Source organism: Sphingobacterium sp. MYb382 (assembly GCF_037572665.1).
Classification (GTDB): Bacteria; Bacteroidota; Bacteroidia; order Sphingobacteriales; family Sphingobacteriaceae; genus Sphingobacterium.
The window spans coordinates 21,382-41,175 of the sequence record NZ_JBBGZT010000011.1 but is presented as its reverse complement, the minus strand read 5'-3'; the positions used below and the strand labels follow the sequence as shown (position 1 = coordinate 41,175).

Here is a 19,794-nt window from a genome sequence, read left to right as displayed (position 1 = left end):
AGCTTTCGTCCTTCTATATAGACTTAACAGTTCTCAGAACTACTGATATTGGTAAAAAGGCTAGTAGCCTAATTTGGCAAACAACTCTTGTAAGCCTAAAATCAATGCAGGATCTTGCGCAATTGACCAAGTATTATGTGCAATTTTCCATTCTCCATCGGTTAGTCGATAAATATTTGTACAATTCCAAAGAGGAACCTTATAGAGTGTTCCATCAACTTTACTACGTATGTAATTTTGCTGATTATATGTTAGTATAACCAAGTTTTTCTCTTCATTAATCACGAGGTTTACATTTGTCCATGTAGACTTCTCGATAGTAATTAAAGGAAAAGACTTTTCAAAATAACGTCTTATATTAATTTTACCACTAAGAATCCCTGGAGTCATGGGATTTACATAAGTGACATCATCACGATGAAGTTCCAAAAAGCCCATGTAGTCACCTTGTTTGAAACGTTCATTCGCCATTGCTTCTTTTTCAAGAATCAGCTGACTAATACTAACATCTTCAATTTCCTCTTTCATAACATGTACCTTATGATTACGTCGCAAATGTATGGAAGAATATTACTTAATCCAGCACAGAAAAAACAAATCGCTGCTTACAGCCTTTAATTTTCGGCTTTTTATCAATAATATTATGCTGACACTTGTATTTAAATTTTAGAGGCACGACATAATACTAGAAATTTTCATACGACATGAGTCCCAACTAAAAAAATATACTGACATATAGCTGTCAACACAACCGCGTACCTTTGTTTTATAATTTAGAACTTTTAAAATGAAAAAACAGCAGCAAGATATTCCAAACTTAAACGTTCAATATTTCGAGATCAATAAACAAGAAAAAATAAAAGCAGAAAACGTACTAGGTGACATCTTAGCATTCTTTGGACAATACCAAGGAACAGCTATAGCATCCTATGATGCCTTTATTGCGCAAGCACCGCTATCGGCAACCGTAGAAACGACCATGGTGGCGAGCGATAATGTAAACGGATATTGGTGCACACCAAAAGAAGCTAAACAAAAGTCAGTTATCTTATACATTCATGGTGGTGCTTACATTATGGGGTCAGCAAAAGCTTTTAGAGGCATGGGTACAAAAATCGCTGAATTAACGCAAGTCCCCGTTTTCCTTTTAGAATACCCCCTTTCCGAGCAAGCACCTTTTCCGGCAGCACCAGAATCAGCAATCTTAGCCTATCAATGGCTCATTGATGAAGGTTTTGAAAAAATTATTATCATGGGAGATTCGGCAGGAGGTGGATTAGCGTTGACAACATTGCAACAAACGACCCTTAGCACGATAAAACCTGTTGCTGGCGTAGTTTTCTCTCCGTGGACGGACCTTACTTTCTCGGGAGATTCTTGGAAAGATAGTACAATAAAAGATCTTTTAATCAGCCGTGCCGCACTTGAAACATCTGCTAAGCATTATATAAATAACGCAAACCCTAAAAATCCGCAAGTTTCACCTCTATTTGGTAAAATGGAAAGCCTTCCTCCGCTATTAATTCAGGTGGGAACAAATGAGTATTTATTGGATGATGCTGTAAATTTCGCATACGCTGCCGCTGAACATCGCGTAAAAGTGAATTTAGAAATTTGGGAAGCTATGTACCATGTATTTCAAAATGATTATGAAAAGCTTGCAACAAGTCAAAGGGCGCTTGAAAGAGCGACAGATTTCATTCGAAAATCACTATAAAAGAGATATCTAATCTCTTAATCCTTTGATTGGAAACTACATATACATAATCAGTACTGACTTCTTCGATAATAGCCTAATTCTTTAATTCGGATTATAGTCTCGAAACTTCTTTGAGGGCAAAATCACCTCCTTGAATTTTTAGGTCAAAGTAAAAGCCAGTTGTAGGTCCCAATTAAAAATCTTCATTCTCTTTATTTTCTGGTTAATTTAATGAACTATTTTCAATCATTAAGCCTTCATGTGCTACTTCAATAGTCTCAACAGCAACTTCATTTCCGTCAGATTTCATATCTGTACCAGTTATTTTTGTAGGCCAAGCATTCTTAAGTGTCCATACCATTGTCGGAGTGCCTGACTCATCAAGCAAACTGATTGTTAATGTTTTGCGCTCGATAGTATTCATCTTTATCTGATTAAACCAATCCCAGAATGCCTTACCTTTTGCAAAAACGCCTTTCTTCAAAGTAACAGTTCCCACTTTCTTACTTCCGGGCATTTTAATTGTCGAAAACGCTGGACTATTGCCATGTCGATATTCAATAATTTGCGCTTCTGTTTCTAATCCTGAGACCTCTTGAAAGGCGACCTCTGTAGTATCACCTAATTTTACTTGAAAATAAAACTTTGGTGAGGGCCAACGGTTATCTTGTGCTTCTCCAGCCATAACTTTTTAGTTCTTTATAAATTAATAATTAGCTTTTTTGCATTTGCTGTTGGAAAGTAATCTCTATAAATTCGGCTGGCCTCACTAGTGCGACCAAAACGCTAACTCGCATAATACCATCCAAAATATCTTCTGCTGTCATTGTTTCTCCTAATCCAATATGAACGCTAAAGGCATCGTGCGGAGCGGCTCCTGTTAATCCGCCTCTCATCCATATACTATTTAAAAAATTATTAATCATGCTCCGAACACTTCCCCAAGTATTAGCATTATTAGCATCAAAAACATAAGTTTTTATAGCATTCTTTATAGACTCTTCTAACATAATCATTGTACGACGAACATTTATGTACCTCCAATCTAACGAATTACCATCTAATGTTCTTGCACCCCAAACTTTTACACCTTCTCCAACGAAATAACGAATTGGATTCACTGCCTTACCATTAATTGGCACATTTAAATCTTCTTGTGCAGCATGAGAAATATTAACAACTGGACCTATCACATTTGAAAGCCCTATGTTTGCGGGTGCTTTCCATACCTCCTTTGCATTATCTACCAATGTATAAATACCTGCCATAGCCGCACCAGGAGGCAATAAATTAAGTTGCAACTTTATCGCTGATAAGATATCAGCATAGAACTTACTATGATTGCGCAATACCTTATTTATTGTATTGATCTCATTAAATTCGAGTTTTCCATATTTAGTTTCATCTATTCCATTAATATATTGGCTAAGATGTGGATATCCGGCATTTAACAATTCCTTCAGCCTTCCCCAACTTTCCTTGTCGATATTACAGAAATCTATCTCTTCATCAGAAACGATAGAAGTCGACAACCAAGGATAATATGTCGCACCAAAGCCTAAAAACTCAGTACCTATTGCTTCTCTGAATTCTGAAACAACATCTTCGTCCTTTATATCTTTATACCCATTATAAATATCTAGAATCGCAAATCGATTACGCATGATCATACCACAATGCTTTAAAACAGCTGTTTGTATATCAAAACAATCTTGCTTATTTTCCAAGTTAACGGCTTCAGGTACGAGAACCATCGTCGGCTCTTGCTCCTCCAACAACGTATCTATTCCGCTTATAAATTGGTCTTTAGATAACTCATCGTCATAGTTACCTACTGAAACTATATAACAGTATCCGCCACCGTTTGCAAAAAATAATCTCAGATTATAATAAAGACTATAACGATCTTTTCTTTTCAACACACAGTATACCACCTCGTTATCAACCCCTTCTAAGGAGATAGTAAAATCTTGAGCATCCCCTTCCTTCAACTCAAATTTAGGTGATGGGGCATATCCAAAATAATGATTAAACTCGGTAAGGGAGTTCACTTTAACCGGTTTATTTAATAATGACATATCCCCGATTTTAGCGATCTGCGTATAGCCAATAAACGCAGGAACAGCTGTCGCAGCCTCCACTACCAAATTGGGAGAAGCGCTTTGTTCTTTTACATAAACTCCAGGGGTTTTCATTGCACACATATATGTTTATTAATGTTATTCTATTTGGCCGTACGGAAACTTATACAATTGATTATCTGTCGAATATAATAAATAAAACGTTATATTAACACAATAATAACGCTTTTCAATATATACACATCCTATTATCGTCCAATTAAAAACAGATAAAAAATAATTTCATTTGTTTTATTATCCTATTTCTTAATTCTATACTAAATCTGGGGATATCTAGATAGGTTTACTGTATTTGCGCTACTCCATATTTTGTAGTAAATATACCTCGCTATCATCATTGTAAGCCCTAGCGTGGTCAGCCTCATAATCAAAAGCAGTATCTGCTAATAAAACTGCCCTTTGATGCGTCTCCAGTTTCTAGAAAACTATTAAATATTAGGATTTTCATGATTATTTCAAATTACAAACACAAAAAATAGTAGCTGTATTTAGCTGTTTTTTTTGTGTTTGTGAAAAGGACAAAATCGAACAATAACATCCATTATTACTGCTTTTGGATGGACTAAAATTGTAGTTTTTTTATGAAAAGCGAATAGCCCTACCTTAATTTATATTCCTTAAGAATAGGAATGATTTTAAGCGCTAAAAACATGTCGTGCTTTATGAAGTTTTACAAAAAAAAGTATTTTGACTTCTTAGAAAAATGGGAAGTCTTTAGTAGACTAGATACTTCAAAGGCTCTTTTAGCAGTAGTTCCCAAGCTCATCACATTACAAAGACGCTACAGAACAATCTAAACAAACAATCCTTACTTGAGTGCTCAAGTAAGGATTGTTGTAAGTAAATATATAGGTCAACCTATTCTTGGATATAGAAAATCTAAACCTATGGAAAGGTTAAGCCTAAATTATTAACTCCGATTCAGGATTCACGTAGCTTATTGATTAAAAATTGCCAACATAGAGGTAATTCCTACTTTTGAACCGAATGGAATTGCGGATAAGTCTATTTCGAAATCACCATTATGCGCATTAAAAGGTACTTTCCCCTCTTTAAAAGATTCTGCAAATCGCTTAGGCTCTGCAATTCCAACATTTATGTAGCAATAATCCTTTTTCTCATTGTGAATAATTAAATGATGAAAATCCTCCGACCCCATAATGGATGGTAATATGGTTTCATCAAGTAAGAAACGAGGATCCGTTACCAAACCTTTTAATGACTCTCTTACTACTTTTGTCAACTTTTGTTCATTGTCTAAAGGGTGCGCCCATCCTTTAAAATTGATGGTCGGATATTTTTCCTTAGGCAAATCATACGAATATGCGATACCCTCATTAATTCTTTTGATTCCTTCAATCATCGTTTGACGATCTTTCTCGGTAAACCAACGAAGATTAACTTTCAAAAGAGCCGTTTCAGGAATTACATTATTGTCACTTCCTGCCTGCACAGAGCCAACAGTGATTACAGCTGAGTTCTTTGGATCAATACCACGACTTACAATAGACTGATAGCTCATAATAGCAGAAGCAGCCATTAAAATAGGATCTTTCGAAAGGTTTGGTGTTGAACCATGGCCTCCGACTCCGTAAAAGGTAACGTCAAACTGGTCTGTTCCTGCCATACGCACACCCGATGCAGCAGCCACAATTCCCACTCCTATTGGAGCGGTGTGTATCCCGAATAAATAATCAGGTTCAGGTATACCATGCTTCGTATATAAACCGTCATTCACCATTGCTTCAGCTCCTGTTATAGGCTCTTCGGCAGGCTGACCAACAAAAATCACCGTACCCTTCCACAAATTTTTATTCTCGGCAAAAAACTTAGCTACTGCCAACAACCACGTTACGTGTGCATCGTGACCACAAGCGTGCATAACGGGAGTCTCTGTACCTCCTTCTAGCTTTACCACTTTTTTACTCGCGTAAGGTAGTCCTGTTGTCTCCTTCACAGCGTTACAATCCATGTCAGCACGATACATCACGATAGGCCCTTTGCCATTTTCAATAACTCCAGCAACACCTGTTTTTGCAATGCCTTCTATTACTTTATAGCCATAAGATTTTAATTCTTTAGCCATAATGCCAGCCGTTCGAAATTCCATGAACCCCAATTCCGGATTTTCATGAATGTCTTTAAAAATTTCAACGAACTTAGCATTATCTTTTGCCACAGCCTTATCGACAAGCTCTTTATTAACCTGGCTAAAAGAGACTTGTGTCAAACCCAAAAGAAATAGAGATAACAAAGATTTTTTCATAAAAAATAAGTTTAATAATTAATAAATATAATAATTTTACTAGTTAAATAAAATTATCAGTTTGTTAATTTAAATCCTCTCTGAATATTTTATTTCCTCAACCAGAAAACAAAGATTAAACCCTATTCTTCAGCACCTTACCCAGGTAATGTAATCATAAACTTCATTTAGGAATGACTTAGTGTGAAATCATGCAGGTAATCAGCAAAAAAAATCAAAATAGCTTGGTAAACATTTAGTAGAGTACAACTCATAAAAAATGCGAAGTTAAAACTTCGCATTTCTATCATTCCGAATAAGTCGCAAAAAATCTTCTAAAATTCGTTTGCCTGTTACTTGAATAAAAATTGGTATCTGTCCGCATCGATTATGGATATATTTATCCATAGGAAATTTAGCGGTCTGTTTTCAATTACGTAAGCAAGCCTAACCCATTAGAATTTAAGTTTTGAAATGGCGGAGACATCCTTAATTCCGACAAACCTCACCCCTTGTGTAGCTGTAGCATTATCTACATCAATGGTATATACATAGTGATTACCGGCATCATTTTTCATTACATAATAAGCTGTCTTACCATTGTTTTCGACAAGTACTTTGTTGTCATAAGGCATCTGCGCGTGATTTGGAACGCCGGCGACATCTTTCACCGTCTGATTGATAACATCAACTATTGCCAGATTTACAACACCTCCTGTAATACCACCTATAGCGCTTGTTTGGTAAAGAGTCATTAAAAACTTACCATCTTTCAAATAGGAGCCCCTAGCTATTTTATGTCCTGTCTTTGTTTCTACATCAAAAAAGTACTTTGTGTCCACTTCGTCCGTAGTTGAATTGATTTTAATAATACCTGATTTATTCTTTGCTACATGGGCAGAATTGCTTGAAGAGGTTGACCATGCATAAACATCACCCGTACTTATTTGTTGTACACCTTGCATGCTAAACCAACTTCCAATAGGGCCAATTTTATCTGTACGTATTACTTTTTGATATTCTAGGGTAGCTTTATCAAATACAGCAATCCAAGCGCTATCAATATATTTTGTGACTTGCCCACTCACACCAGGAGTTGATAATAACGGCATGTATAGTTTTTTACCGACCTCCATAATACCATTGTAATTGGCGATTTCGTCATTACCAATCATTTTTGTGCTAAATACTTTTCTACTATCGACTTTGATATTCTCTGCATCAAACTTGTATAAAGTAGCTTGTGGTGTTGCTAGACCGCCGGATATTGAAACACCAACATAATACTTGGAATCAATTGGCGTATAAGCCCCTGTAAATTCAGTATTTACGACATTACTATGTTTTACCAATTCTCCTTCAGTATTTAATCTAAAAGCCTGTGTTGGCCCTGACGTAGCGTATGTAATACCGAATAGCGTATTATTCTGCGTTACAAAAGAATAGGCATTCGTTTCAACGCCATTTTTTTTAATCGATAATTCACCTTTTGTTAAGTCATCCGATGTAATAATATATTTTGCAGATTCGCCAGAAGTACCGTCAGATGTTACAACAAATACGTACTTTGATTTACCAGTGTCACCACCTGTATTTGAGTTATCGGGGGTGCTATCTTTCGAGCAAGAGGAGATAAACATGGCTAAAATTCCCAGAACGAGAGCCATAGAACTTATTTTTCTATTCATATATTTAAAAATTATTTGATATTATATCTAAGTTTTACACTAAAATTTCTACTAGGTTTTTGCAACATATAGTTATCATACAAAAGAGCATCCGCTAGATTTCTTCCATCTATTCCGATATTATACTTTCCACTAGCGAATGAGTATGTAATATTGAAATCATGTGATATTTGTTGAGGAATAACATCTTTATTACTGCTACCAGCAGAAGGCCATCTTAAAAAATAATCATGAACGTATTGGAGGTTATAAGTAGCAGACAAACGTCCTCCTTTAGTAAAAACATTTTCTAAGAAATAAGACACATCTGCGTTACCAAATAAATAGGGGATATTGGGTATGCGGTCTTTATAAAAAATACTAATATCAGTTGAGCTTGTCTCATACTTTGTGCGGTTACGCAGATTCTGGTAAGTAACGGCCCCTGTAATCGATAATTTTTTATCATATACATATTTCAGCTCTGTATCAAATCCAAGGTTGCTAATGTCTCTTTGATTTTGAGCTGTCTGCCTAATAGTTCCATCAAATTGCACACTCGAAAGAACAAAGCGAATAAAATCTTTGGCATACCTATACACAGCACCTGTGTTTACATAGATTTCATTTTTATCATTAATTAAAAAATGCTTGTTAAAACCAAGATTCAAATTGTATGAACTTTCTGGCTTAAGATCCGGGTTAGCTTCAAGGTTGATGACATCACCAAACAATTCATTTAATTCAGGTACACGGTATGTTTTCTCGAATGATAGTTTAATTTGAGATCTTTCAGAAAAATCATAGGAATTAGCCACTCCATACCCAAAAAGACTCCTTTTATGATCATTACTGCTATATACATTATTGTAGACAGTATAAGCTTTCACGTATTGATAGTAATATTTCCCGAAGACATTAAAATTCCAATGATCACCTAGTTTTGCTCCATAGCCTAGTCCAGTAATATTTTTCTGTGTGAATTTAGGTTGTTTGTAAAAATCATTATCAGGCTGTAATTTGTTTTCCCCTTTTCTATTCGCAGTAGTAAAAGTATTGTTGAAATTAAGTATCTGATTTTCGGATAAAGTATACTTAACGGTTGCGGCTAGATTACCATTGTTATTTCTATACTCATACAACTCTTTAGTTCTTTCACCACCTGGCTCCCAGTCTTTCTTACCTCTTGGTATACTTTCTCCTGACCAAAAGAATCTTCTATATACGGTATCAACACTCCTCTCCTTTCCGAAGTTGAAACTACCTTTTAGATTTACGTCAAGCCCCTCAACACCGAGGTTATTCTTTCTAAAAGATAAGGTGGGTTGTATAATATTTCCGTCTCTAAATCGTGCACCGAAAACCTCTTCCATCCGGTTTCCAGTTTGGATATCAGCATAATTATCTCCTAAATTAACACCAACAAGAAACTGATCAGCCCATTTTTTATTACTAACTCCAATATTAAAATTGAGCATTTTATTTTTGTAGGTATCATGAAAACGGGTTGCATAACCGGGAACGGTAACACCTGAACTCGGGTCAGGCACTAAATCCACAAAAACTTTATAATTATTATCAGAGTAGTTTTGATAGGCATTCAACTCTACTGTAAATCCATTCTTGTTTATATGTCCCATATTAACGGTTGCACGATGCGTGTTAAACGATCCATAGGAGTAGGAAACATCTAAGAAATCACCTTTATTTATATTCTTAACAAGGTTTACAGCCCCTCCCAAGGCATCTCCGCCTAACCAAACAGGCACCACCCCTTTATAGACTTCTACCTGAGAAACATAATTAATAGCAATATTATTTAGTTGAAAAGTAGATCCATAATTGTCAATAGGAAGACCATCTAAAAACATTTTCAATTGATTGCCGCTATAGCCATTGACATATAATGTCATCTGGGAACCCATTCCTCCAGATTCTCTAAGTTTCACCCCCGTTATTCTATTCAACACCTGTCCAACATCCATCGATGCATTGTGTAGTTTTGTAGCATCGATAGCAGTTACATTATAGGCTTGCCTATTTACCTCTTGAGCTTTAGTCAATCCGGTTACCTGTACTTGTTCTATAGTATGCTCTTTAGGGTTTAGCTGTATATTTAATAGTTGGTTTGGTGCTATTATTTTGACGCTGGTTTTGTAAGGTAGGTACCCAATTCTATTTGCTGTCAGCTCTGCCTCCTGCTGGAACTGTCCAGAAATTTTATAGGCTCCATATTTGTCTGAACTGACTTTAATCCCCCCAATAGAGATACTAACGCCTTCCAAAGGAATATTTTCCCGAGAAGTTACCACCCCTTTTATTTCAGTTGTTTTCAACTGAGCGACAACAAATTGGCTATAGAAAGCACAAAATATTATTGTCCAACATTTCATAATTTTCATATATTATTTTATTAATAAAGTCTGCTTGCCAGCGAAAGACATGTTGAAGGGAGGAAAAATGAAAATAGGTGTACACTTATGAAACGTCGACATAGAACATGTCGGCAACATCATTCATTTTAAGATGATTAGGAATTCATCTTACGTGTACCCACAAAAAACGAGGTAAACAGCAAATTATCCAATTTATTGTTACCCATTTTTTCTTATATTGCACCTATTCCACACCCACAAGTGTCAGGATTGACATATATTCTATGTCGGCTATTATCAGTTGCTGCTGATAGTAGTTTTTGTCATGCAAAGATTGCTGTCTTTGCATGACATCTTTTATTTGTTTTTATTTAGACTGATTAAAAACAAAAGCAAATATAGATTAAAATCTTTATTACGCAACAATAATCTCTTTTTTTTAAAAGGAAGAGATAATACTTTATGCCTATAGAAAGTATTTGTTATTGCGAGACATAACTTCCTGATCAACAATAAGCACCAGAAAAAAATATTAAAAATAGCGATATACGCATAAAAAGCCACCTAATGGTGGCTTTTTATGCGTACAGAAAGGCTAAAATCAAACAATTATATCCGCTATTACTGTTTTGCATGATATAAAATTTTAATTTTTCACAAAATCATGCATATAGGGAGTCTTTTTATTAAAATATTAAGTAGCAAATAAATTTAGGATGAGCTATAGGTAGTAAAACACGAATTATATTATGCTTTGTTTTTCTTCTCTTTAGTATCGTATAAACTCGCTGTTCTTTCGTCAGGCTATTTTGGCTTGAGAAACCATTCAGGCACAACAATAACAAGACTTAATGTACCAATTCAAATTCCATTGGGAACGAATACATTTTTCATTTTTGCAACCAAGGGGAAATATTTTCTAGGTCTTTTCAGTAGCCTGCAGGAAATGACTACATCATTCCAATTACGTTTCCATTCGTTCGGCTAGAAAGTCTGCACAGTAGTCTGGACGGTAATTTTCATTACCTATCTCTTTTACTGAGAATTCTTCCGACACATTTAATTTATCCTTTAAACGGTTATCCCACTCCCTAAATTGGTTTACTTTTCTGATTCGATTGTTATCTTCCAGATAATCCCAAATTTGTCCATACAGATACCATAATAGGAACCCCAAAATGTCATATTCATTGGCACTTTTATTTGTCCTTTCTCTGAAAGCCCATTAAATAATTTGTCTGCTTCTTCTTTTGTGTCTGCATGAACGATAAGCGAGAAGTTGGTGTAAGTCAACAATTCGGTATAAGCTTCTTTATTGTCAGCCCCCATTAATACTGTTTCCTTACTAATTGGTAAAGAAACGTGCATTACCTTGTCGTCTGTCTCGCTGAAGACCTCTCTGTCTGATTGGGGGACATCCCTATAGTACCCAAGGTATGCAAACTCCTTTTGAAATACTGATTTATAAAAATTGAAAGCCTCTTCGCAATTTCCATTGAAGTATATGTATGGGTTTAGTGTTGCCAAAGTTTGTATTTTTTAAAGGTTAAAATCAAGACACCATTGTATTTCAAAAGTCAATACTAAATTTAGTAAAAAATAAGAGTCCTTCAAGAGACAATAAGACAAAATATATCCTTAATCAAGCGACGTTCTTTTTCTCCTTTTCTGACCTTAGAAAACATAAAAATCAGCTAATGCTGAAATAAAAAAGTCATCTATTACTGATTATCTCTACGCATGGACAGACTGAAATCGAACAATTATATGCCCTATTATTGTTTTTGGATAGACCTAAATTGTGAAACGCCTTAAGACTAATCATCTATACTTAAAATCAGTATAAAACGTCAATTACAAAGCCTTAAAACATCATAAATCTGTAAGGGAGGTTTTCATTTTCCTTATATATCGATGAGTGCTCCGGTCCACAAAATCACGTAAAAGCTTAACAGCCGAGTTTCATAAAAATCCTCAACAAAAGTTGAAGATTTTTATGAAACTACAGGAACAACATTCGAGCTATCTTTTTTATTCACGTTCGAGTGTTGTATGTGAGTTGTTCTTATTTGCCTTTTGGAAGGGTTGCTCCTTTCGTTAAATCCCAAGACGCATTGTAAGTCTTACCTGATTTTGTGGTAATCCAAATCAAACCTAACTCTTGATTTGCGTCCTTTATCAAGGGAAGTATACCATCTCCCCATTCTTTAATGGGATTTGACAATTTCCACCAACCGGTGGCATTATTTCCTTGCATATCGTCTTCATCTGCTGGATAGCCTATATGAAAAGCACAAGCCGTTGGTGCGAAACGATTGGCCCAGTTTGCAAAACCTTGGTTCAGATCTTTAATATCACCCTCAGAAGCATGGTCTACAAAGATTAAATCTCCTTTTCCTCTATACGTTTGTGGCATGTATTCAGGATCGTAATGTCTCAAAAATAGTCTATATTTTGGATTGTGTTTTTTAATAGCCGTATCCCATGCTTTAGCTAAATCATCAGTTGCCTTACCGTAATACTCTAACTCCACACCCAAACCGATAACGTTAGGATAGTGCTTAAATTTCGCTAACCATTGGTCTATCAACACATTAACATCTTCGCCTTTAAAAGGAAAAATTTCAATGAAAACAGCCACCCCTAAACGATTCATCTCATTCAAGTAAGCCACTTGTTGCTCATCGCTCATATTTTGTGCCGTGGGAATTAGCCTTTCCAAATTACCAACAGCGAGTGTAGACCAAGGTTTGGATTCTGGGAATTGATTGTTGACATTAAAGATAGCATTGGCGTATTCTTTTACATTAAAGAGAATAACATTTTTACCAATCTTGATGTCGAGATTCGTTATGCCATCACCCGAACTAGTTCTTGTAAATTGCCAGACACCTGTCCATTTATACTTTGCTTTTTTTTCATTTTTAAAGCTGGTCCTAGAAACCACAAAAGCTGATGCTACAATGATAAGCACTGCAGCAGATAGGAAATAAGTTATTCTTTTCATATTTAGGTTTATATAATTTTCTTTTATCCTGTAGTTGTAAATCGAGATCTTTGTTTGATAAACCTATTAGCAACATAAAGACCACCGAGAAAACCGCTACACAACCATTCCCAATCCATGCAACATAAATTTAGATTGATTGGTTATGCAATCTAAAGGTGTAGCATCTATGCTTTATGGGCATTAACTATTTGTAATCCAAAATCCTGAATAACAAAGATTAATGTCATTAAAAAAACAGCAGATTTATTTTCAAATACATTAGGGTGTTAGGTTTATGTTGTAAAAAAAAGAAAATTATTTTATTAAAAAAAGAAAATCGTCAATAATCTTGCTATATAACCATACAGCAAGAGTACTTTTATTATTCCCTGTGTTAGAATGGGTTATTATGAAATCTCTAAGAATTAGTTTACGAAAATTTACAAAGCACTGAATAGGTAGATAATTATCTTTGGTAAGAATAATATCGAAAATCCACTCAGATTATTTCCTTACAAGAATTGTGATAACCAAGTTGCTATCCTTTATTATAGATTTTTAAATAGCAACGACTAAAACAACAGCGGAACTAAGCCAAAAGCTTACTTTACGTGCAGACCTAAGGTTCGCATGATGAAGGCATGAAAAATCTGGTCGAATCCTTCTCCTGAAGGATAGCTATGTCCGCCATTTTCAGTCATCCAATAGGTAATATCATTGCCTTGCTGTTTCATTTTTTCGTAGAATAGCTTACCGTGCAATCCAGGCACAATCTGATCAACATCGCCATCACAAATTAAAATCGGACAAATATCTTTTCGAATATGATGTATAGGACTGAGGTACTTGTACCAAGCGATGTTTTTCGTATTGTTGGGGACAACGTAATGAAACAACATCCGAAAGCGCGGCCTTACATCGTTTTCAATTCGCGCATCCACAGACCTAAAAGAAATTGTGCCATCAGGATTTCGAATTTCATCCGACGGTCCTTGCAACCAAAAACGATACATATCTGTAGGAGCGATATAACTAAAACAGCTATTTACTTTAGCACTTACATTTTCCAAACCTGGCGTTGGTCCTCCATCCTGAAAATCATCAGGAGCCATGGCTAACATCAAACTGAGATAGCCTCCAGCCGAACCGCCCATACACCCGATACGGTCGGGATCTATATTAAATCTAGCTGCATTTTTCCGAATGTAGCGTACAGCATTTCTACAGTCACGTATGTTTTCAGGAAAACCTCCCTCCTCACCTAAGCGATAACGAATGGAAAAAACAGCAATCTCTTTTTCTTTAAAATAAGTAGGAATTGTGGTCATCGGTTCTCCACCAATAAACCAACCGCCATGAATATCAATAATAACAGGGACAGGTTGTTTCGACTGACTTGGATAAAAAGCATTTAGCGTTAATACTTTGCCATCCACCTCACTATACGGCAGATCTAGAGCTGTCGTATAGTGAAGTTGGCTAGCGAGGGCCTGCTTCTGGAAAACATTGATTACAAGATATATAAATGAGAGCTTTATAAAGTGTTTTGCTTTTCTCATGTTCCGATTCATAGCTAATGTCTGTTTATAATCAACATCATCTTTTACACAGGTACAGTGGAGAGATTACTGATCAGCACCCCATTTTTTATTCGCTTTAGGTCCCATTTCAAAAGCTAAGGTCCCCCCATTTGCAATCTCATCGTGGCTAAACCACGGCCTGCTGAGGGCTGTTCCGTTTATGGTTGCAGATTGTATATATTTATTTTCTGGTGATAAACCTTTTGCCGTGATAACTAGTTCCTTACCGCTGTTTAATTTCACCACGGACTTTTCAAAAAATGGACTTCCAATCGCATATTCATTACTGCCAGGCGTTACGGGATAAAACCCTAACTGTGAGAACACAACAAAGGATGATAAACCTCCCCCATCTTCATCTCCTGGCACGCCCATAAGATCATTTCTAAACCACTGATGAATAAGTGTTTTTATTCGCTTTTGCGTTTTCCAAGGTTCTCCAGCATAGTTGTACAAGTATGGGATATGTAAAGAAGGTTCATTCGCCATAGAGAATTGGCCTACATTTCCAGTATGATCTGGTAACTGCGCATAGAACTCAAATTTCGATTTCCCTAACGGAACATTAAACATCTCGTCGAGGAATTTTACAAATTGCTGCTCGCCTCCCATCATTTTTATTAAGTCTGGGATATTATGCTGAACATCCCAACGGTATATCCAAGCATTATTCTCACCGTAATACTCCCGTGCACCTTGTCCTCCAGAGAAAACGTAATCAAAAGGCGCTATAAAATTGCCTTTATCATCTTTCGGATGAAAGAACTTTGTTTCTTCATTAAATAGGTTTCGATAGTTAAAAGATTGCTTCAGAAAAAACACATAATCTTCCTCATGTCCTAAGAGCCTAGCCATATTCGCCAAACACCATAAATCATACGAAGTACCCAGCGTCACCGCCACAGGCTGTCTTTTCTCAAAATGATGCACCTCTGGAATGGTTTCTTTTTCGCCTGGGTGTAAAGCAGGAATATAACCTTTCTCTTTAAAGAAGGCATCTAATTTTCCGGCTGGTTTTGCCGACCATGGTGCTAATGTTTTTTCCGTTAACGCACCTTTAGCCGCTTGATATGCCTTTTCAAAATCAAAATCGCGAACTCCTTTTTGGTAAGCATCCAATAAAGAAGCTACCCCATGATTGGAGTTCATGCGTCTACTATCTCCATTAATTTCAGGAAAGGTTGGCAACCAAAAGTTTTCCATTTGTTCCGACATACGCACAAATGAGTTTAAGATATCAGCTTCTTTTTTACCATCAATCAACACATTTAAAGGATGATGTGCACGGTAAGAATCCCAAATCCAATCGTCCGTATAAAAAGGTCTACCTTCATCCTTATGCACTTTACCATCAAAACCACTGAAGTATCGTCCATCTTCTGAGATATTCACCGGACGCTCAAAAGTTCGGTACAGCGAAGTGTAAAACACATGTCTATCGTTTTCTTCACCACCTGATACTTGGATTTTCCCGAGTGTCTCATTCCATATGTCTCGTCCTTTTTTTTGCACCTTGGCAATGTCATAATCCTGAATTTCACGCGTTACATTGGCTTTCGCCTGTTGTGCATCGATAAAAGAAATACCGTATTTCAACCTTAACGTTTTCTGCTTCTCAAAATTCAAAAGTATAGCCGCATCATCGCCTGTTACTTCTGTTTGTGTGGAAAGAGCATCATTTTGCAAAACTTGTACGGTACTTGGTTTCGCCTCAGGGATGACGTAAAGGTATACGGTGGTGTTATTACCAATATCTTGACTTCCAGCCAAACCTGTTCCATCCCATTTTAAACTACCTTTTCGGGAATTAAACAACAGACGTGGAGTTTCATCATTTGTAAAGTCAAATGCATAAATCGCCGATTGGTGCGATACGCCATAGTCAACCGCTATCTGTTGGTTTTCTAAATAAACCTGATAAGCATAGGGTTTAATCACCTCATTATCGTAATCATAATCAATAACAGGCTTTAAATTGGCAATATCTCCTTGGAAAGGACTCAGGTTAAAAGCGGAGCTTCCACGATGGCTAGTCACGATAAGCGGCAAGCCTTGTAAACGATCGCCCGTATAATCGCCACGTTCCGGATAAACCCGCAACATACTATTCGGAAGATGGATTGTTGGGTAGGTAGGCACCAAAAGATGACTAACATTTCCCATATATGGATTCACATAATCCACTGGCGTAAGCGCTGCGCTCTTCTGCAGATTGCTGGAGCAGCCTTGGCCGATGGATAAAATTATCGGAATAGATAATAAAGACAAATAGCGTTTCATTCGCGTTAGGTTTCCTTTTTGTAACATAATTCCTTTTTTATAATGCTGGTTTTATACAGATTTGGTATCGCTTCTTCCTTTGTCTATAATCATAAAACAAAGGCAAAGCAAAAGCCATTTGGTTATCTCTAAAATACAGATTTTCAATCAATAGAATGCTTAATAATTCATTAACGATATAATCTTTTATAGTCTATTTAAATTTTCATCAAAGTTGACCACCTCCCCTTTACGAGTTTGTAAAGTCACGGTTTTCGTTTTGTAAATCAACGAAAGTAAACCGCCATTTTTGGCTGTAATATTCGCTTGTTTCAATTCGCCATTCTCCCAATCCATAGCTACTTCAACTCCCCCACGAGCCACTAAACCTTTCACCGATCCATTTTTCCAGTTTGTTGGTAAAGCAGGCAGCAGCTGTATGTCGAAAGCTCCGTCCTTGTTTTTATGCTGACTTTGCAGCAGCATTTCAGCCATCGCTGCCGTCGCCCCAAAATTTCCATCAATCTGAAATGGCGGATGGTTGTCGAATAAATTAGGCAGTGTTTTGGTGGTCAACAATACTTTAAGCAGTTTGTAAGCATGATCACCATCCAATAAACGTGTCCACATATTTATTTTCCAAGCTAAGCTCCATCCAGTACCATCATCACCTCTTGCAATCAACGTTTTGCGCGCAGCTTCTGCCAATTCAGGCGTTCCATGCACCGTAATCTGATTTCCGGGATACAAAGCATACAGGTGCGAGGTATGACGATGGTGTGGCTCAACTTCTTTGTAGTCTTCAGCCCACTCCAAAATTCTACCGGTTTCTGTACTGATACGTGTAGCCGGCAATTTAAATAAAGCTTGTTGACACTGGTTTCTAAAAGCTGGATCAATCCCTAATAATCCACTCACTTCCACACAATTAGTTAAAAGCTCCTGGATAATTTGCATATCCATTGTTGCCCCATAGGTGAATACCGACTCCGTGCCATCGGGCAAGAAAAAAGCATTCTCTGGCGAGTATGATGGATTTGTCACCAATTTTCCCGCAAGGGAAGTCCCCTGAGGTGCCTCCACCATAAAGTCCAATATAAATTCCGCGGCTCCTTTTAACAGCGGATATGCCTTTTCCTTAAGGAAGGTTTTATTCTGTGTAAAATTATAATGCTCTACGAGATGACTTGTTAACCAAGCAGCTCCCATCGGCCAAATACCTTGTGGACCATCTGCTGGCGCCGTAAATCCCCAAGCATCCGTCAGGTGATGCACAACCCATCCTTTAGCGCCATACAATGTTTTGGCTGTGCGCTCCCCGGGTTTCACCAAAGCTTCTTGGAGTTCAAAAAGTGGTTTATGAAATTCCGAAAGATTGGTAATTTCTGCTGGCCAATAGTTCATCTGCACATTTATATTCGTATGATAATCGGCGTTCCAAGGTGGATCCATTTGCCATGCCCACATACCTTGCAGATTCGCAGGCATATTATTTTCTGTAGATGAAGCGATTAAAAGGTAACGTCCAAATTGGAAATAGGTCTCCAACAAATTCGTGTTAATCTCTCCACGCTCTTGGCTATGTTTTAGCTGCATATCTGTTGGCAGCAGGCTAAGCTCGTCGGATTGTTGTCCTAGATTTAAGTCTACCCGGTTGAAATAACGCTGATGATTTGCAATATGTGCCTCCCGCAGTTTCACATAATTTTTCTGTGCGGCAACTGATGCTAACTTTTTAGCTTCCGCCGCAGGATTACTATCCGATTTATAAATACCTTGAGCTACTTGGCGTAAGCCTGGATAATTGGTAGCTCCCGTAATATACAAAGTCACCTCATCGGCGTCTTTCACAGACAAGATTCCGCCGATATTGCTAACTGTCCCACCTACTGCTTTTGCTTTTACATAACCGGCAAATTGAAGTCCTGCAACTTGTTGTTCTTTATTTTTAGTAGCGATCTGTCCATCCAATAAAATAGCCGTTGGGTCATTACTGTCGGCTTTTACGACCGCATCTTGTGCCCTGCGGAATGCCAAATTGAAGGATATCGCTTTCTTTTTATTTGCCGTAAAGTTCACGACGATTACATTTTCCGCGGCAGCGGAAAAAGACTCTCGTTTATATTGAATGCCTTTACTTTCAAATACCGTCTCTACAATAGCCGTGCTCAAATCTAAGCTCCGTCTATAATTTGTGGCCTCTGCTATCGGTGTGTCAAACCAAACTTCACCCAACGATTGATAGGACTTAACGCCTGCAGGACTACCTAAAAGGGTCTTCTCCCCCAAAGCAACCGCTTCTTTATTTTTATTTTCAAAAATTAATTGACGTATAGTAGGCAAAGCTGCTAGTCCATTCGGATTGTTTCCATCTACGGGAAATCCATCCCACAGCGTACTCTCATTAAGCTGAATACGCTCATCTTGCACCCCTCCAAAAATCATGGCTCCCAGTTTTCCATTGCCGATAGGCAAAGCCTCTTCCCATACTTTTGCGGGCTTTAAAAACCAAACATTATGCTTGCCCGCCGGCTTTTGGTTATGCGGGTTTGTATGCCCACGATCCACCCAATCTGCCGTAATTTTAGACCGACGTTTGCTCGCTGGCGTATCCGCATCTGGAGCTTGTTGCGCTTGTGCTCGGTCTGCACAAAACAATAGCGTGAGAACGAGGGCGTGAAAACATAAAAAAAAGGGTGACTTTATCATAATTTACTACTTTAACGTTTTGGTAATTCATTTGTCAATCGGCTTACGCCAATCCATGCTTAAGCTACTTCTCCGGTCAACCTGAAGTAAGGATTGCAGCTTGTCTCTCTTTAAAACAAGACAAAAACGG

The 19,794-nt window shown here is 37.2% G+C and carries 12 protein-coding genes; 1 reads left to right on the top strand and 11 read right to left on the bottom strand.

What is annotated here, in order from left to right:
* Positions 1 to 60 precede the first annotated feature (60 nt).
* A complete protein-coding gene (locus tag WH223_RS04420) occupies positions 61 to 555 on the bottom strand; it encodes a YybH family protein (RefSeq protein ID WP_340046326.1) in 495 nt (164 codons plus the stop codon).
* A 232-nt stretch (positions 556 to 787) separates the two neighbouring features.
* Here WH223_RS04420 and WH223_RS04415 point away from each other — a divergent pair, with 232 nt between their 5' ends.
* Entirely contained in the window at positions 788 to 1,717 is a 930-nt protein-coding gene (locus WH223_RS04415; RefSeq protein ID WP_340046325.1) for an alpha/beta hydrolase fold domain-containing protein, read from the top strand.
* A 205-nt stretch (positions 1,718 to 1,922) separates the two neighbouring features.
* On the opposite strand, the gene WH223_RS04410 is transcribed toward WH223_RS04415, so the two are convergent.
* From WH223_RS04410 to WH223_RS04365, 10 genes are all read right to left on the bottom strand, one after another.
* Positions 1,923 to 2,384 (bottom strand): phage tail protein, encoded by a 462-nt coding sequence (locus WH223_RS04410; protein WP_340046324.1) that lies wholly within the window; start codon positions 2,382 to 2,384, stop codon positions 1,923 to 1,925.
* A gap of 28 nt (positions 2,385 to 2,412) precedes the next feature.
* Complete coding sequence (locus WH223_RS04405) at positions 2,413 to 3,894, bottom strand: phage tail sheath family protein (protein ID WP_340046323.1); 1,482 nt, start codon at positions 3,892 to 3,894, stop codon at positions 2,413 to 2,415.
* Between the two features lie 883 nt (positions 3,895 to 4,777).
* Positions 4,778 to 6,106, bottom strand: a complete 1,329-nt coding sequence (locus WH223_RS04400) for an amidohydrolase (protein ID WP_340046322.1) — start codon at positions 6,104 to 6,106, stop codon at positions 4,778 to 4,780.
* Positions 6,107 to 6,540: 434 nt separating this feature from the next.
* Positions 6,541 to 7,752, bottom strand: coding sequence for a DUF4374 domain-containing protein (locus tag WH223_RS04395; RefSeq protein WP_340046321.1), 1,212 nt, complete (start codon positions 7,750 to 7,752; stop codon positions 6,541 to 6,543).
* A gap of 32 nt (positions 7,753 to 7,784) precedes the next feature.
* Positions 7,785 to 10,154, bottom strand: a complete 2,370-nt coding sequence (locus WH223_RS04390) for a TonB-dependent receptor (protein WP_340046320.1) — start codon at positions 10,152 to 10,154, stop codon at positions 7,785 to 7,787.
* 1,074 nt (positions 10,155 to 11,228) lie between these two features.
* Positions 11,229 to 11,654, bottom strand: a complete 426-nt coding sequence (locus WH223_RS04385) for a VOC family protein (protein ID WP_340046319.1) — start codon at positions 11,652 to 11,654, stop codon at positions 11,229 to 11,231.
* 538 nt (positions 11,655 to 12,192) lie between these two features.
* Complete coding sequence (locus tag WH223_RS04380; RefSeq protein WP_340046318.1) at positions 12,193 to 13,134, bottom strand: hypothetical protein; 942 nt, start codon at positions 13,132 to 13,134, stop codon at positions 12,193 to 12,195.
* Positions 13,135 to 13,718: 584 nt separating this feature from the next.
* On the bottom strand, positions 13,719 to 14,675 hold the full coding sequence (locus WH223_RS04375; protein WP_340046317.1) for an alpha/beta hydrolase: 957 nt from the start codon (positions 14,673 to 14,675) through the stop codon (positions 13,719 to 13,721).
* A 66-nt stretch (positions 14,676 to 14,741) separates the two neighbouring features.
* Positions 14,742 to 17,003, bottom strand: a complete 2,262-nt coding sequence (locus WH223_RS04370) for a GH92 family glycosyl hydrolase (protein ID WP_340046316.1) — start codon at positions 17,001 to 17,003, stop codon at positions 14,742 to 14,744.
* 159 nt (positions 17,004 to 17,162) lie between these two features.
* Positions 17,163 to 19,664 carry a glycoside hydrolase family 95 protein gene (locus WH223_RS04365; RefSeq protein WP_340046315.1) on the bottom strand — a complete coding sequence of 834 codons (2,502 nt, stop codon included), beginning with the start codon at positions 19,662 to 19,664 and terminating at the stop codon, positions 17,163 to 17,165.
* Positions 19,665 to 19,794 lie beyond the last annotated feature (130 nt).

Excerpts from the sequence above, each read along its gene's own strand:
- WH223_RS04405 (WP_340046323.1), bottom strand. The coding sequence starts at position 3,894 with ATGAAAACCCCTGGAGTTTATGTAAAAGAACAAAGCGCTTCTCCCAAT.
- WH223_RS04365 (WP_340046315.1), bottom strand. The coding sequence starts at position 19,664 with ATGATAAAGTCACCCTTTTTTTTATGTTTTCACGCCCTCGTTCTCACG.
- WH223_RS04415 (WP_340046325.1), top strand. The coding sequence starts at position 788 with ATGAAAAAACAGCAGCAAGATATTCCAAACTTAAACGTTCAATATTTC.
- WH223_RS04390 (WP_340046320.1), bottom strand. The coding sequence starts at position 10,154 with ATGAAAATTATGAAATGTTGGACAATAATATTTTGTGCTTTCTATAGC.
- WH223_RS04410 (WP_340046324.1), bottom strand. The coding sequence starts at position 2,384 with ATGGCTGGAGAAGCACAAGATAACCGTTGGCCCTCACCAAAGTTTTAT.
- WH223_RS04370 (WP_340046316.1), bottom strand. The coding sequence starts at position 17,003 with ATGTTACAAAAAGGAAACCTAACGCGAATGAAACGCTATTTGTCTTTA.
- WH223_RS04395 (WP_340046321.1), bottom strand. The coding sequence starts at position 7,752 with ATGGCTCTCGTTCTGGGAATTTTAGCCATGTTTATCTCCTCTTGCTCG.
- WH223_RS04400 (WP_340046322.1), bottom strand. The coding sequence starts at position 6,106 with ATGAAAAAATCTTTGTTATCTCTATTTCTTTTGGGTTTGACACAAGTC.
- WH223_RS04375 (WP_340046317.1), bottom strand. The coding sequence starts at position 14,675 with ATGAGAAAAGCAAAACACTTTATAAAGCTCTCATTTATATATCTTGTA.
- WH223_RS04380 (WP_340046318.1), bottom strand. The coding sequence starts at position 13,134 with ATGAAAAGAATAACTTATTTCCTATCTGCTGCAGTGCTTATCATTGTA.